Source organism: Flavobacterium aquidurense, from assembly GCF_031458035.1.
Lineage (GTDB): Bacteria > Bacteroidota > Bacteroidia > Flavobacteriales > Flavobacteriaceae > Flavobacterium > Flavobacterium aquidurense_C.
Genome location: NZ_JAVDXR010000004.1, coordinates 128,166 through 145,196, shown reverse-complemented (window position 1 = coordinate 145,196; position 17,031 = coordinate 128,166). Strand labels below are relative to the sequence as shown.

Genomic DNA, 17,031 nt, shown 5'->3' with positions numbered 1-17,031 from the left:
AATTGAATTGAATTTTTATAAGCTTTAATCTTTATAGTTTTTTGCAAATAATTAACAAGAAAACTAAGTTTTTTGGTGTAGTTATTATTATTTGACTATGTTTATCAAAAATAATAGTCTATGGTTAAAAACTACACTAATTTCTTACAATTTATATTGTTTTTTATTGTTTTATCTTTTTTGCCCACAAAACTTAATGCGCAATGCGCAGGTGATGATGGGAGTTTAAAAATATGCGATATTGAAAATCCAATTCATCAATCAATATCATTATTTTCATTGTTAGGCGGCTCACCCACTCCCGGTGGAACATGGTCTGATGATAATAATTCAAAAGGTCTGGATAAGACTAACGGAATTTTAAACGCCCAACTTATTCGTAGTGGGGGTGTTTATCATTACACCTATACTGCCCCAGATGTTACAGGTTGCCTTGATAATAAGGCTACCGTTGAAATTACAATTGGTGCTTACGCCGGAGTACCCGCTCCTTATGCAACCGAATGTAGTTCTAAAAAAACATTCAATCTTTTTGCTGCTTTTAATAGTACTGTAATGAGACCTCATGCAAATGGTACATGGAGAAATAGTTCGGGAGATATTGTTGATGCGATAATTCCAATTACAGGATTGAGCGGATCATTTGATTTTATATATACTGTTCCGGCAGTAACTGCTTGTTCGCCAATATCACCTTCAGTAAAAGTTACCATAACCATTTTTAGAGCTCCTGAACCGGGAGATCCACAAGATTTATTGTTATGCGGAGATACTGATTTAGGTGGTTATACTGATTTTGATTTACATACTTTACTTTCTGGTGAAGATTTGGGAGGAGAATGGAGAGGTTTTGGTTTTACTTCTACAAGTGATCATCATGTAGATCTTCAAAAGGTATTTGATGTTTATGGTGCAGGCACATACAATTATACTTATACCGTGCTATCGTATCCTGACAATCGAATTTGTCCTGATGAAACTTCGGTTATAAGTATTACTTTAGAAAAAAGGCTTGATTTTACTGGTGCAAAAATTATTGTTGAATCGGATATTTGTGAAGACAAAATCCCTACAGCTACTTATTTAGCAAAAATCACAAAAGGACCTGAGCCTGTTCCTAATGGAGAATATGAGGTAACTTTCCATGTTTCCGGACCAAATGGAGGATCAGAAACGGTAATTGCCAACTTTGTAAACGGTGAACTTAGTTTTCCGATAAAATCTTCGTATTTCAAACAAGTGGGTGTATTTAATATAAATGTTACCAATATTGCTGCAACAGCCAGTAAAAAAGCTTGTTTAAATATTATTAATAATTTGTCATACGATTTAAAAATCCATCCATTACCTCATTTAGATGGTGCGATATTAACTCCTGATCCTACCTGTCAGAATAAGAAAGCCACCATTAAAATTTCAGGTGCCACTAAATTACTGGACGGCGAATATGATATTGTTTATAATGTAACAGGAGATAATTTTGCAACAGGACAAACGGCGCATATAACGGCAGTTGGTGGTGTTGCAAGCTTTGAAATTCCTGCAAATCTAAATGTAAAAAGCGGCGTTTCAAATATCACTATTACTAAAATTACCAATTCAGATACGGGCTGTACTAATATTGCGAATGCTGCGGGGAGTTTAATTATCAATCCGTTGCCAGTTTCAGCAAGTGTGAAAGTACAGGTAGATGATTTTTGTTTCACTGACCAATTTCCTGTTACTGTTACTGGATTAGGGAATTTGACGAATGCGACACTTTCTTATACACTTTCAGATAGTAATTCGTCCACATTACAAACCGTTATTTTAGCGGTCACAAACGGAAGTGCAAAATTTATTATTCCTTCAAATTTACTTGCAAATACAGGATCAACATTAATTACAGCTAATAATCTGAAAAATAATATAACTACTTGCGATGTTGATTTAAGTAATGTTTCAGATGGTTTTTTTGTGAAGCCAATTCCTGCAACACCTGTAGCAGCTCCATTGCAGCCATTTTGTAAAGTAGATGCAGCAACTGTTGCTGATTTAGTTCCAAATGGGCCGCAATATAAATGGTACATTTCTGCTACAGCAACAACACCTCTTGCTGATTCTTATGTTTTAAAAGATGAAAATTATTATGTCAGAGAAATTGCTTTAGGATGCCCATCAAGTCCAACGTTAGTTACAGTTAAAATTAACGACACACCGGCACCTGAATTGGTAGAAACGCCTAATTTTTGTGGTTTGACAAATCCAACAATTGCAGATTTATCCGGTAAAACAAATTCACCTTCGACAGTAGTTTGGTATGATGCCGAAGTGAACGGAAATCTATTGCCTTCATCAACTCCTTTGATTGAAAACGGAAAATATTTCGGATTCGATTTTTCAACAACAAACTGTCCTTCATCACAAAGTCGCGAAGTTGTTGTTTCCTTAACAAATTGTGATGAACCAAAATCATTTTTTATTCCTGATGGATTTTCTCCAAACGGAGATAACGTGAATGATGTATTCGTTATTCCCAATATTGAATTTGTATACCCGGATTATGTTATCGAAATTTTCAACAGATACGGAAACGGAATGTACAAAGGCGGCAAGGATAAGCCAGGCTGGGACGGAATAAATTATGAAGCGAAAGGTATTAGCGGCGGAGTAGCTCCAAACGGAGTTTATTTTTATGTTATCCATTTTAATAAAGACAATAAGCCTCCTCAACAAGGGCATATTTATTTAAATCGATAATTCCGTTTCACATCATTTAATATAATTTTTCAAATGAAAAAAATAATACTCTTTATAAGTTTCCTTTTGTATATAACCAACATTTCCGCACAGCAAGATCCAGAATATACGCACTATATGTACAATATGAGTGTAGTCAATCCTGCTTATGCAACAGGAACTCCCGCCATGATTAGCACCGGAGGGTTGTACAGAACGCAATGGGTCGGCGCGAGTGGAGCACCAAAAACCTTTACATTTTTCGGACACGCTGCTTTGACTGATAAAGTCGAAGTCGGATTATCATTAGTTTCTGATGATATCGGGGATGGCGCTAAAAAAGAAAATAATTTTTATGCAGATTTTGCGTATGTACTGAATCTGGGTGGACAAAATAAACTTTCGTTGGGACTTAAAGCTGGATTTTCAGCTTTACAAACGAATTTTAATGGATTTCAATTACAAAGTGGCAGCGCTGCTACAGATGCCGCTTTCGCTGAAAATCTAAATACGACCAAACCTAATATTGGAGTAGGAGCATACTACTTTAGAGATAATTTTTATGTAGGATTATCAGCTCCGAATTTATTGAAAGCAAAGCAAATTGAAGAAAAGTCGGGTATAAACGCCTACGGATCTGAAGAAATTCACACTTTTTTAACTGCTGGTTATGTTTTTCAGGTCAGTGATATGGTAAAGCTGAAACCTGCCTTCATGTCAAGATTCGTTACAGGAGCACCTATTTCTCTTGATATTACGGCGAATGTTTTATACAATGAAAAGTTCGAATTTGGTGCAGCTTACAGAATTAATGATGCTGTCAGCGCTTTGTGTAATATCAATGTAACACCATCTTTAAGAGTAGGGTATGCATACGATTATACCATTTCAAATTTAGGGCAGTTTAATTCCGGAACCCACGAAATTATGCTGCTTTTTGACTTAGATTTATTAGGAAAAGGATATGATAAATCACCAAGATTCTTTTAAAATGAAAAATATGAAAAAACTACTCGTTATTATATTCGTATTTTCAATACAGTTTATAAACGCCCAGGATAAAGATTTGGTGAGAGCCAAACGATTTTTCGATAAAACATATTATAGTGAAGCCATAGTTTTATATGAAAAACTGGCTGAAGAAAAGCCTTCGCAGGAAGTTATTAAAAACCTGGCCGATTCTTATTATTATACCAATGATTTAATCAAGGCACAGCGTTATTACCGACTTTTAATTAAAAACTACAATAACGGCTTAGATCGTAATTATTATTTCAGATATGCCCAGACTTTAAAAGCGAGCAATAGCTATGATGATGCGAATATTGCTTTGAAAGAATATTATGCAAAATCTGGCAATGGTAATGATTCAATTTATTTTGAGAAAGCGGTAAAAGAACTCGAAAACGTTTCTGCAATCGGAAATAGATTTGATATTAAAAATCTAGCTATCAACACACCAAACTCCGAATTTGGAGCTGTGAAATACAAAGGAAATTTGGTTTTTGCCGGCGTAAAATTAAAACCGGGATTGTTTGATAAAAAATTCAAATGGGATAATGAAACGTATTTGAATTTGGTTTCCGTTTCGTTAACCGAAATTAATGCTCCTGTTACGAATGTAACTTATTTTGCAGATGAATTAAAAACCGGAATGCACGAAGCAAATGCTATTTTTACAAAAGATGGTAAAACGATGTATTTTACGCGTAATAATTCCAAAAACGGAACTAAAAAGAAGAACGATCAGAAAATTTCGAACCTTCAGATTTTTAAAGCCGAATTAGTGGAAGGAAAATGGACAAATATTAAGCCCCTTCCGTTTAATAGTCCCAATTATTCTGTAGAACATCCAGCTTTAAGTGCTGATGAAACAGTATTGTATTTTGCTTCTGATATGCCGGGAACATTGGGTTCTTTCGATATTTATTCCGTGAATGTCAATAAAGGTGCTTTTGATACTCCACGAAATTTAGGGCCAATTATCAATACAGATAAAAGAGAGCAATTTCCTTTTGCATCAAAGGATAACAAACTTTATTTTTCATCAGAAGGACATTTAGGTTATGGTTCGCTTGATGTTTTTGTTTCAGATATTAACGGAAATGAATATTCAAAACCTGTAAATATCGGTTTGCCTTTAAATTCAAATTTAGATGATTTTTCTTTTAATATCGATTCAGATACAAAAGAAGGATATTTTGCATCGAACAGAGAAGGCGGAAAAGGAAACGACGACATTTACCAATTCAAGGAAATTAAAGATTTAATTGTCGAAGATTGTAAACAGTTTATTGCCGGAACAATTACAGATGTCGATACCAATTTAGTCTTAGATAATGCCACTGTTATGTTGCAGGATCCTTCTAAAAAGACATTAAATACTGTTACAACTTCAGCGGACGGAAAATTCAGTTTTACAGTTACCTGCGAAAGTTCGTATACAATTGTCGCTTTCAAGGAAAAATATACCAATGAATCAAAATCTTTGATGACCGGGAAAACCAGAAATGCTTCAAACGACGGTTCCTTGGCACTAAAATCTTTAGACGCCATTAAATTGGAAGAACAAAAGATTGCTGAAAATAAAAGAAAAGAAGAAATTCAATTGGCTGATGATAACAAGAAGAAGGAGGCATTGGCTCTTATCGCTTTAAATGAAGCTGCGAAAAAGGCGAAAGCTGATCAAATTGTGGCTGCTGAAGCAAAGAAAAAAGAAAAAGTTAATCAGATTTTAAAAGAAGAAAAAGACGTTGTAAAAGATAATAAAGACAGATTGGTCATCAAAACTGATCCTATTTATTTTGATTATAATATGTGGTACATCCGTAAAGAATCTAAAGTTGTTTTGGGCAGAGTTGTTGATTTAATGAACAAATATCCTGAAATGGTAATTGAAATAGGTTCACATACAGATTCCAGGGGTAACGCTAAATTTAATGAAGATTTATCTCAAAAAAGAGCCAATTCGACAAGAGAATTTATTATTCAGTCTGGAATTAAAGCCAATAGAATTACAGCAAAAGGTTACGGAGAAGCTGTGCCAATTATCAAATGTAAAAATGACGACGCGTGTTCAGAAGAACAACATGAATTGAACAGACGAAGCGAATTTGTTATTAAGAATTTATAAAATTCAGAATAGCAAAAATTATAATTTTAACTAAGAAGCCTTTTTTTTGGCTTCTTTTTTATTTAATTTTATAGAATATCAAAGAACTAAAAAATATTTAAATATGAAAAAATCAGTTATATTTTGCTTGCTTTTTGCCTGCATCGGATTTCAAAGTTGTAAAAATGAGGAAAAGCAAAAAGAACTTGAAACCGCCAAAGCTGAAGGTGAAAAGATTGTAAAAACGGAGTGTTATAAAGCAATCTATGAAAATGATACAATTGACTTACAAATGAATACGTTGAAAAACGGAAAAATATCTGGAGATATGGTAATGAAAGTTGCCAAGGCACCGGTAAGAACGGGTGAACTTGCCGGAGAATTCCACGGTGATACTTTATTTGTTGATTATACTTTTACTGATTCAGCAAATAAAAACACAAAGTTCAAAAACCCAATGGCATTTTTAAAACGTGATAAACAACTCATTTTGGGTAACGGCGAAATGCAAATCACAATGGGAGTTACCTATTTAGTGAAAGATAAACCTATCGATTTTGAAAAAGTGAAATATAAATTTAATAGTATTCATTGCGAATAAGGAAAATTTATATTTCGTATTATCAAAAAGCCGTTTCTTCATTTGAAGAAACGGCTTTTTGATTTTTGATTTTGATTTTTTTATAAAACTTCACCTTTAATTTTTAGGGCTACGCGACCATCAGGATAATTTACGGCATTGGTTTCAACCGTAATGGTTTTACGAATCGGACCCGAAGTCATATTGTATTTTACGTCAATTTTTCCTTTTTTGCCAGGTAAAATGGCAGCAGCTGGCTTGGTAACGATAATGGAACTCACAGTAGATTCTGCACCAATAATTAGTAGGGGAGCATCTCCGGTGTTCGTAAATTCAAAAGAGCGGACTCCATTATCACTTTTAGAAATTTTTCCATAATCAATTGTATTGTCCTGAGCCGAAAATTCAATTTTTGGGCCATTTTGTGCATAACCTATTGCACTAAACAATACGATTGCAAGAAAAGAGGCAACATTTTTCATTTGAAATTATTTTAAGTTGTAAGTAAATATACATTCTTTTAATTAACACACAAATTATTAATTCGCTTTTTATAGTGTCTTTAATTATTTACTTTTGCTGTCAATTATAATTGCAAAAATTAAACCAATTTTTTTGTTTAATTGTTTAATCGTTAATTCGTTCAATCGATTGATGATTATTAGAGTTTCTAATAAAACAAAAAAACGATTAAACGGTTCAACAAATAAACGACTAAACAGTTAAACGATTAAACAATCAAAAATGACAATTCCAGCACAATTTGACGCTAAAACAATCGAGAATAAATGGTATGACTACTGGATGAAAAACAACTATTTTCATTCAGAGCCAGATCATAGAACACCATATACTATTGTAATTCCGCCACCAAACGTGACAGGAGTTTTGCACATGGGGCACATGTTGAACAATACTATTCAGGATGTTCTTATTCGTAGAGCGCGTCTAAAAGGTTTTAACGCTTGTTGGGTTCCGGGAACGGATCATGCCTCTATTGCGACTGAAGCTAAAGTTGTAGCAAAACTAAAAGCAGAAGGAATCAATAAAAATGATTTGACCCGCGAAGAATTTTTAGCGCACGCATGGGAATGGACAGATAAATACGGTGGCGTAATCTTAGATCAGCTTAAAAAATTAGGCGCTTCATGCGATTGGGAAAGAACCAAATTTACGATGGATCCTGATATGTCAGCATCTGTTATTAAATCGTTTGTTGATTTGTACAATAAAGGTTTGATTTATAGAGGATACCGTATGGTAAACTGGGACCCTGAAGCTAAAACAACTCTATCTGACGAGGAAGTTATTTATGAAGAACAACAAGGAAAATTATTTTTCTTAAAATATAAAATTGAAGGTTCAGAAGATTTCTTAACCATTGCAACTACGCGTCCGGAAACTATTTTTGGAGATACTGCAATCTGTATCAACCCAAATGATGAGCGTTTTACACATTTAAAAGGGAAGAAAGCAATTGTTCCTATTTGTGGTCGCGTAATTCCGATTGTCGAAGATGAATATGTAGATGTTGAATTCGGAACCGGGTGTTTAAAAGTAACTCCGGCGCACGACATGAATGATAAAACGTTAGGAGAGAAACACAATCTTGAAATCGTTGATATTTTTAATGAAGATGCTACACTAAATAGCTTCGGGTTGCATTATCAGGGGAAAGATCGTTTTGTGGTTCGTACTGAAATTGCAAAAGAATTAGAAGAAATTGGAGCTTTGGCGAAGACCGAAATCCATTTGAATAAAGTGGGAACATCTGAAAGAACCAAAGCGGTAATCGAACCAAGATTATCAGATCAGTGGTTTTTGAAAATGGAAGATTTAGTAAAACCGGCAATTCAATCTGTATTGGTTGATGGCGATATTAAATTGCATCCAAAACGTTTCGAAAATACTTATGCACATTGGTTAAATAATATTCGCGACTGGAATATCTCTCGCCAATTATGGTGGGGACAACAAATTCCGGCGTATTATTATGGAGACGGAAAAGAAGATTTCGTAGTTGCAGAAAATATTGAAGATGCCTTAGTTTTAGCAAAAGAAAGAACTAACAACCAACAACTAACAACCGACAACCTTAAGCAAGATGTTGATGCATTAGACACCTGGTTCTCATCGTGGTTATGGCCAATGTCCGTTTTTGGTGGAATAATGGATCCTGAAAGTTCAGATTACAAATACTATTATCCAACCAATGACTTGGTTACAGGTCCGGATATTTTGTTTTTCTGGGTTGCCAGAATGATTATTGCAGGTTATGAATATGCAGGTGAAAAACCATTCACAAACGTATATTTGACAGGTTTAGTTCGTGATAAGCAACGTCGTAAAATGTCTAAATCATTAGGAAACTCTCCTGATCCTTTAGATTTGATTGATAAATTCGGTGCAGATGGTGTTCGTGTAGGATTGCTTTTAAGTGCTTCTGCAGGAAACGATATTATGTTTGATGAAGAATTATGTAACCAAGGAAAAGCGTTCTCAAACAAGATTTGGAATGCTTTTAAATTGATTAAGGGTTGGGAAGTTTCAGAAACTATTCCGCAACCGGAATCATCAAAAGTAGCAATTGAATGGTACGAAGCGAAATTACAGCAAACCTTAGTTGATATTGAAGATAACTTCGAGAAATACAGAATTTCAGATTCGTTAATGGCAATTTATAAATTGGTTTGGGATGATTTCTGTTCTTGGTTTTTAGAGATGATCAAACCGGCGTATCAACAGCCAATCGATAAAGTTACGTTTGATAAAGCAATCGAAATGTTAGAAAGCAATTTGAAATTGTTACATCCTTTCATGCCTTTTTTAACAGAAGAAATTTGGCAGATATTGGCAGAAAGAACTCCCGAAGAAGCTTTAATTGTTTCAACATGGCCAGAATTAAAACCTTTCAACGCCAATTTAATTGCTGATTTTGAAAGTACAATCGAGGTAATTTCAGGAATCAGAACAATTAGAAAAGACAAAAATATTCCGTTTAAAGATGCTATCGAATTGAAAGCAATTAACAGCGAAAATATTTCAACTTATTTTGATTCAATTGTAACGAAATTAGGGAATATCTCGGCTTTCGAATATGTGTCAGCTAAAGTGGACGGCGCATTGTCTTTCCGTGTAAAATCAAATGAATATTTCATTCCGATTTCAGGAGGAAATATTGATGTGGAAGCTGAAATTGCAAAACTGACTGCAGAGTTGGTATACACACAAGGTTTCTTAAAGTCAGTTCAGGCAAAATTGTCTAACGAAAAATTTGTTGCCGGAGCTCCAGAAAAAGTTTTGGCTAACGAAAAACAAAAAGAAGCTGATGCCTTGGCAAAAATTGCTACAATCGAGCAGAGTATTGCCGGGTTGAAATAAGAATCAATTATCTCTTAAATAAAAAATCCCAAAACTGAAATTCAGTTTTGGGATTTCTTTTATTTTTCACATTTCACATTTCACATTTCACCTTTCACTTCTTTCTCTTCAAAACCAAAAACAATGGATAAGAAACAATCGTAATTCCCACAATAATAATGAAACTTTTAGGATCACTAAAAATAAAACCACCAAGTAATGCAATCGATGCAACGATTGCCAAAATAGTGGTCCATGGATACCAAAATGACTTATATGGCCGTGCTAAATCAGGCTCCGAATTTCTCAGTTTTATAAGCGAACAGTAGGCTAGTCCCCAAACAATGATAGAAGTAAAGGCAGCAAACGAAAATAGAACTTCAAACGAACCAATATAAATCAAAAATAAACTGAATAACGAAGAAACTAAAAGCGCTGTAATTGGGGTACCTCCTTTGTTGACGTTAGTTCCTTTTTGAGTAAAAAAACCATCCCGGCTTAAACCATATAAAATTCGTGGCGGTATCATCATGAAAGCATTAAGAATACTGATTAAAGAGAAAATAGAAATTACGGTCACAATGATAGCACCGTTTTTTCCGAAGATAATATTAGCAACATCGGCTGCAGCCAAATTTGATTTTGCTACGTTTTCAATTGATAAAACGTGAAAAAAGGCAGCATTCACCAAAACATAAATAGCAATAACCAACAGCACACCGGTATACAGTGATTTCGGGATATTTTTACTCGGATCATCATTTTCCTCAGCAAAAAAGCAAACGCTATTCCAGCCGTTATAAGTCCCAATAATAAGTTGCAGTGATTTGAAAAAGCCAAATATAAGTCCGAATTGAAAGAACGAATTGTCTTTTGGAATGGGCGCTAATTGCACTCCTGAATACATAAAACACGCTACAACTAAACAAACAAAACAAATAACTTTTAAAAAGCTCGTAATCTGCTGAATGGCACTTCCATTTTTGACACCGCTTAAATGCAACAATACAAATGCAACTAAAAGTGAAATAGCCATTACAGTAGAATAGCTTTTTAAGACTGGAAATAAAATAATCAAATATTCGCTTATTACAATACAGTAAAAAGCAGGCGGAATGGCATTGGTAATATAATCAAACCACCCCGATAAAAAGCCGGCATAATCTCCGAAAGCCCTTTTGATGTAATTGTAAGATCCTCCAGCTTTTGGAAGCATTGTAGCAAGTTCTGCATACGAATTAGCACCAATTAAAACATATATACCGCCAAAAAGCCAGGAAGCAATGATAAGCCAATAATTATCTAACATCCCGGCAATAGTTCCGGGCGTTCGCAAAATTCCAACTCCAATTGTACCGCCAATTAATACCGCAATGTTAAAACTTAGTCCGAGTGTTTTTTTTAATTGGTTTTTTGTGGAATCTGACATGTAATTTTTGGTTTTGTTGATATTATATATGCTTTTGGTAAAAGTAAAGATAAGGACTTTCATCATTTAAAATAAAAAACCTCATTTATTGAAAAATGAGGTTTTTATATTAGATTTTTTTGCGTGTTATTTTTTCGCTTTCAGATATTTATCTAAAAAAGCAAGTGTTGTTTTAGAAGTAGTAATTTGATTTTCTTTTTTCTGGAAACCATGACCTTCGTCAGGATAAACAACATATTCGACCGGAACACCATTCTTTTTAACACCTGCTACGATTTCGTCGCTTTCTATTGGCAGTACGCGAACGTCATTGGCTCCCTGAAAAACAAGCAATGGTTTGTTTATTTTTTTATAATTATAAAGTGGCGAAATTCTTTTCAAACGGATACTGTCGGAAGTATTTGGATCACCCATTTCATCATATAAAGCAGCTCGAAAAGATTCCCAATAAGGTGGAATGCTTTTTAGGGTTCTTAACCAGTTGGCTACGCCATATAAGTTTACCCCAACTTTAAATTCGTCAGGATGGAAAGCCAATGCACCCAAAACCATACAGCCACCATAGCTTCCGCCATAAATACCAATGGAATTTGAATCAATATAATCTTGTTTTGCGAGCCATTTTTTGCCCCAAATACAGTCATTTAAGTCACCATTGCTGTGGTCTTTATTGTCTAATTTATAAAACGTTTTTCCGTAACCGCTGCTTCCGCGATTGTTAACGGCTAAAACGGCATAACCATGATTGACCAAATACTGAATACTGTTTGAATATCCAATTCGGCTTTGCCCGCCCGGTCCTCCATGAACCCAAATCAATGCCGGAACTTTATTGGTTTCTGATGCCTGAAGGGGTTTGTAATAAATTGCAGGAATTTCTTTTCCATCGAAAGATTTGAAACGGACTACTTCTGCTTTTACAAGATCATTTTGATCAATTTGCTTGCTTAAAGTTGATGTCAGCTGTTTTAAATTTTTAGTCGGAATATCATATAAATATAAATTTGGAGAACTTGTACTGCTTCCAACCGTAAGTAATAATTTGTTTTCGCTGTTGGAGATAATTACGTTTTGAACGTCACCATCTTTTAAATCGGGAAAATCTATTTTTTGTCCCGTTTTATGGTCAAAGAGAATCACTTTGTTTTTACCGTCATCATTGATAAAAACGATGTGATATTTTTCATTTTCGCTCAGGCTCATATAATTAACGTCCCATTTGTCTTCAAATATTTTTTCAGATTTACCCGAATTCAAATTGTATTTCACCAAATAACTAAACTGACTGTTATCATTAGTAGCGTAATAAAAAATGCTGTCATTCTTTTCAAAAGCCATCGGATTCCAAGTAGCTTCTTTCTCAGAACTTATTTTTTTAGTAGTTTTTGTTTTGTTGTCGTAAATATATAGTTCGTTTTTATCTGTAGTAATCTCTTTCGTTAAAGCGATATATCTTTCTGTTTTACTGATCACTGACGGCGTTAAACCAGTTTCATTTTTATACAAAACAGAAGGCTTCCAACTCAACGTATCTAATTTAATAATGTCGAAGAACTTTACATCACGTTTATTACTGCTCACATACATGTTTTTCTTGTCAAGACTCCAGCCAACAAAACTATTGGCACTTTTTGCCCATGGCGTTAAATCTTTAACAGCAGGATTAGTTCTGTCCGCTAAATAGAGATGCGAATTTTCATCTCCGCCTTTATCAGATGAATAAATAAATTTTGAAGTGCCAGGTAAGTAATCTACAGCATAATTACTTTCGGTTTTAGATTTTGTTAATACGACTGAAGTAGTGTCTGCGATATTTATCTCATATAAATTGGCGATTCCGGTTGAGTTGCTATTTACTAATATTTTAGTTTCATCTTTATTAAAACCAGCTGCACCAATATTTTTGGTGTTATAAAAATCTTCTACAGCATATTGTTTGGGGATTCTTGCTTCTTGACTTTTTTCTTCTTTTTTGCAGGAATTGAATATCATCGCAGAAAAAATTCCAAACAGAATAAACTTTTTTTTCATTTTAAAACGGTTTTAAGTTATTGGTTATCAGTTGTTAATAGTCAAATATAAGAAAAAAAGGCTTTGAGTAGAAATAAAAAAAACCTTGTTAATGTAAACAAGGTTTTTAGTAATAAAGATTATATTTTTTGAAGCGTCATGGTATTCTTCTCCGTTTCTATATTTGCACTGTATTTTTGTGTAGCGATAAGTTTTTTAAATTCAGATTCAGTAATCTCTTTTCCATTTTCATCTTTCCAGATACGAATACCTCTAATTTTCATTTTAATACCACCATTAGCTTCATTTGTAATCTGAACAGTAGATTGTGACATGACTTCGGCCAATTTTTCATTCAGCTTTTCTCCTCGCAAATTGCGTGCAATTATAACGCCATTTCTATCAATCAGTACGTTGCTCGGAATTTCGTTCACTTTATATATTGACGCAGCTATATTGTTTTGCCCGTTTAAGTTACTACATTGTTGCCATGTCAATTTATCTTTTTGAATAGCTTTGACCCAATTTTCTTTTTTATCGTCTAATGAAACGGCGAAGATTTCAAATCCTTGTGCGTTGTATTTATTGTAAACATTAATAAGATTTGGATTTTCCGCGCGGCATGGAACACACCATGATGCCCAAAATTCCAATAAAATAACTTTTCCATTAAAGTCGGAAAGTTTTTTTTCAACTCCATTTTGATCTTTCATCGCAAAATCGACATATTTTTCTCCAATTTTTGGCCCTGTTTTGTCATCTGAAATTAATAAAGCTGCAGCGATTTTTTTGCCATATTCCGATTCCTTATTTTCTTTCGACATATTTGAAAATAACTCGCTAGTTTTTTTCTTTCCAAAAGCGCGTGCCATTATCGAAAGGCTGCGGGCACTGGCAATATTGTTAGGATTGTTTTCAATAAATTTCATTTCTAAAGCAATTCTTTCATCAGGGTCTTTTAGAGTTCTACCTTCTTTAACTAAAATTGCAATTAAACTATCTGTTTGAGAACCTGTAATTAGTGCGTCACTGAAGCCTGTATTAGTTGAGTTAAATGTCATTTTATTATTTTCCAACCACATTCCCTTACTAGTTGAACCGTCTCTAAAAAGAATTGTTCGGAGGGGAGAAGAAGGTAATTTTGTCTGAAGAAGGAAGGTGTTGTTTTTAACAACAACCGAATCGATAAATTTATCTGTGAGTTCATTTTTTAGTAACAAAACTGTCCCATCAGGAATGTCTTTTGTTTTTCCGGATAAAGAAAATTGATTTTTATTTTGACTAAAACAGGCAAAGGAAAATAAAATAAAGAGCGATAAAAATATTTTTTTCATAGTTGATTGGTTAGTGGTATCAAAAAGTTAGTTGAGCTAATGTACGAAAAAGGAGTATAAATGTTGAAACTCATTATTCTATGAAAATAAAAAAAACCTCATCTATTGCTAAATGAGGTTTTCTTTAAAATGGAATTCAAATATTAGAATTTGTATCGTAGGCTTGTCATAATTTGACGAGGTGCAATCGGATTCACACTATAATTTTCGTGAACTGTGTAATTCAATTCATTTGTGATGTTTGACAGTCGGCATAAAATCGAGAACTTTTTCCACTCATACCCAAGAGAAGCATCTACAGTAACATATCCTTCTAACGGAATATCACGATCTCTAATCGTTACCACATAAGTTGGCGGTGTAGTTGGAGGAGTAACCGGTGTCCACAAGTAATCATCATTCCAGCCTCCTGTACGGTCACCCACATAGTTTCCGATTGCTCCAAAAGTTACTCCTTTTAATAAACCAGTAGGCAATTTGTAGAAGAAACTCAAATTGGCAGTGTTTTTTGGAGTTCTTGCTAAAACATCTCCAACAACAAGACTTCCGCTTGTACCAGATGATTTAGATACTTTGGTTTCATTAAAACTATATCCAGCCATAATATTTAAACCTTCTACTGGAGTAGCAGTAATATCTATTTCGACACCTTTTCCTTTTGTGGCTCCAACCAATTCTTTTAGATTAGTATTAACGTTTTGTGTAATACCATCTGATAGATATTGAGCTGTCTGTGCTAAATTGTTATTTGTTATTTGATAAACTGTTATGTTTGTAGTCAAAAGTCCTCTGAAGAAATCTTTTTTCACACCCACTTCATATTGATCTATAATAGATGGATCTAGTGGTTTTGAATCTACTGTTGTTCCTGTATTTGGATTAAAAGAGTTCGAGTAACTAGCAAATAAAGACAAATCTTTAGTTGGCTGAACTACCAATCCTGCCTTAGGTGAAAAAGCTTTGTTAACAGCTGTGGCACCTGTTACAGGTAGTGCATTTTCGTACGTAGTTGTAATGACATTTACATTATTCTTTTTTTCAATTACTTCTTTTGTTGTGGTAGCTTGACTTTCCTGCCATGACCAACGTAATCCCGCCAGAACTTTTATGTATTGATTTATCGAAACTAAATCTTGAAAATAAGCTCCAAAACGTTGCGTTTCTGTACTTGTTAATTGTGTAGTTCTGTTTGGATAAGAAATAACAGTACTTTGTGTGCTATAATCATAAGTGTATAAGTTTATAGGAGTCGCTTCTGTTGTTATAAGGTCTGCAGGTTTGGCAGGAGCATAAAATCCAAAAGTATAATTTGGTGCCAAAGAATTTTCGTAGTCAACACCAGTGAAAATTTGGTGTTTAACACTTCCTGTTTTAAAATTTCCCTGTAAACTTAATTGGTCACCAAAAATTTGTTCGGCACCATCTGCTTTTGTTAAACCACGTTTCCAATTTCCATTCGCATCAATTGTACTTAATTGTGCTGTAGAGGTTTGAGTTCTGCGGTAAGACTGATAAGAAGAATTAAAATTTAATTTCCAGTTTTTATTAAAGTCATGATTGAACAATAATGAGGCACTGGAAGATTTAGTATTTGCTGTTGACCAAAGTGCTCCAAAAAATTCATTACGAGGCAAGTCCAAAATTGTTTTTTCGTAGATTCCTGTACCAAAATCAGGAACCCAGTCAGCACTTAAATAATCCCCTTGTAATGTAATTTGGGTTTTATCCGTGATATGAAATAAGAACGAAGGATTGATATAAATACGCTCGTTTTTTACATAATCTCGAAAGCTTTCAGAGTTTTCGTAAGATCCGGTAAATCTGTAAGCGATTGATTTGTTTAGTGGGCCGTAAACATCAATAGATGGTTTATAATAAGAATAACTTCCTATTTGCATAGATACTTCACCACCTGAAGTAAATTTTGGTGTTTTGGTCACTAAATTCATGATTCCACCCGGAGCTACATTCCCATACAATAAAGCAGAACCTCCTTTTAAGAATTCAACTTTTTCTAAAGATGAAACTTCCGGAATTGAACCCGCGTTATAACGGAAACCATTTTTGAACATATTATTGGCACTCATATCATATCCTCTTGAAAAGAATGATTCCTGAGCGCCACCACGAGCAGATCCTACATAAACACCATTAAGGTTTTTTACTACTTCACTTAATCTGATGGCTTGTTGCTGTTCGATTATTGCATTATCGATCACCTGTACACTTTGAGGCAAATCCATTACTTTAATACCTGAACGTGCTGCTTCAACAGGTTTTTTTGGCTTATTAGGAGTAATTAAAACTTCATTAAGTATTTCCCCTTTTTTATTTTTAACCGTATCATTTAAAGTAGTGGTATTCTCTGCGCTAGTGTATTCCTGACTATATGCTGCAAGGCTTAGAAATGATAATCCGAAGAGTAAAATATATTTCATTTTATTTATTTAGAATTAATAAAAATAGTTACGCAAATATAACTTCTAAA

The 17,031-nt window shown here is 34.1% G+C and carries 10 protein-coding genes; 5 read left to right on the top strand and 5 right to left on the bottom strand.

Features of this window, described 5'->3' with window-relative positions; translation table 11 throughout:
* Window positions 1-120: 120 nt before the first annotated feature.
* The 4 genes from J2X17_RS08120 (at window position 121) to J2X17_RS08105 (ending at window position 6,431) form a co-directional block, all read left to right on the top strand.
* Window positions 121-2,739 carry a gliding motility-associated C-terminal domain-containing protein gene (locus J2X17_RS08120; RefSeq protein ID WP_310296392.1) on the top strand — a complete coding sequence of 873 codons (2,619 nt, stop codon included), beginning with the start codon at window positions 121-123 and terminating at the stop codon, window positions 2,737-2,739.
* Window positions 2,740-2,772: 33 nt separating this feature from the next.
* On the top strand, window positions 2,773-3,708 hold the full coding sequence (locus J2X17_RS08115) for a PorP/SprF family type IX secretion system membrane protein (RefSeq protein ID WP_310296390.1): 936 nt from the start codon (window positions 2,773-2,775) through the stop codon (window positions 3,706-3,708).
* Window positions 3,709-3,718: 10 nt separating this feature from the next.
* On the top strand, window positions 3,719-5,851 hold the full coding sequence (locus tag J2X17_RS08110; RefSeq protein ID WP_310296388.1) for an OmpA family protein: 2,133 nt from the start codon (window positions 3,719-3,721) through the stop codon (window positions 5,849-5,851).
* 103 nt (window positions 5,852-5,954) lie between these two features.
* The gene (locus J2X17_RS08105) at window positions 5,955-6,431 is read left to right on the top strand and encodes a hypothetical protein (protein ID WP_310296386.1); all 477 of its coding nucleotides are present in this window, start codon (window positions 5,955-5,957) and stop codon (window positions 6,429-6,431) included.
* Between the two features lie 80 nt (window positions 6,432-6,511).
* On the opposite strand, the gene J2X17_RS08100 is transcribed toward J2X17_RS08105, so the two are convergent.
* The gene (locus J2X17_RS08100; protein WP_310296384.1) at window positions 6,512-6,892 is read right to left on the bottom strand and encodes a DUF1573 domain-containing protein; all 381 of its coding nucleotides are present in this window, start codon (window positions 6,890-6,892) and stop codon (window positions 6,512-6,514) included.
* A gap of 262 nt (window positions 6,893-7,154) precedes the next feature.
* Here J2X17_RS08100 and J2X17_RS08095 point away from each other — a divergent pair, with 262 nt between their 5' ends.
* Window positions 7,155-9,791: a valine--tRNA ligase gene (locus J2X17_RS08095; protein ID WP_310296383.1), complete on the top strand. Its 2,637-nt coding sequence runs from the start codon at window positions 7,155-7,157 to the stop codon at window positions 9,789-9,791.
* Between the two features lie 94 nt (window positions 9,792-9,885).
* Here the strand turns inward: J2X17_RS08095 and J2X17_RS08090 are convergent, their stop codons facing one another.
* The 4 genes from J2X17_RS08090 to J2X17_RS08075 all read right to left on the bottom strand — a co-directional run bounded on the left by J2X17_RS08090 (window position 9,886) and on the right by J2X17_RS08075 (window position 16,981).
* Window positions 9,886-11,199, bottom strand: a complete 1,314-nt coding sequence (locus J2X17_RS08090; protein ID WP_310296382.1) for an APC family permease — start codon at window positions 11,197-11,199, stop codon at window positions 9,886-9,888.
* A 126-nt stretch (window positions 11,200-11,325) separates the two neighbouring features.
* Window positions 11,326-13,230: a S9 family peptidase gene (locus J2X17_RS08085; RefSeq protein ID WP_310296380.1), complete on the bottom strand. Its 1,905-nt coding sequence runs from the start codon at window positions 13,228-13,230 to the stop codon at window positions 11,326-11,328.
* A 119-nt stretch (window positions 13,231-13,349) separates the two neighbouring features.
* Window positions 13,350-14,543, bottom strand: coding sequence for a redoxin domain-containing protein (locus J2X17_RS08080; RefSeq protein WP_310296379.1), 1,194 nt, complete (start codon window positions 14,541-14,543; stop codon window positions 13,350-13,352).
* A 143-nt stretch (window positions 14,544-14,686) separates the two neighbouring features.
* Window positions 14,687-16,981, bottom strand: coding sequence for a TonB-dependent siderophore receptor (locus tag J2X17_RS08075; protein ID WP_310296377.1), 2,295 nt, complete (start codon window positions 16,979-16,981; stop codon window positions 14,687-14,689).
* Between the last annotated feature and the right edge of the window lie 50 nt (window positions 16,982-17,031).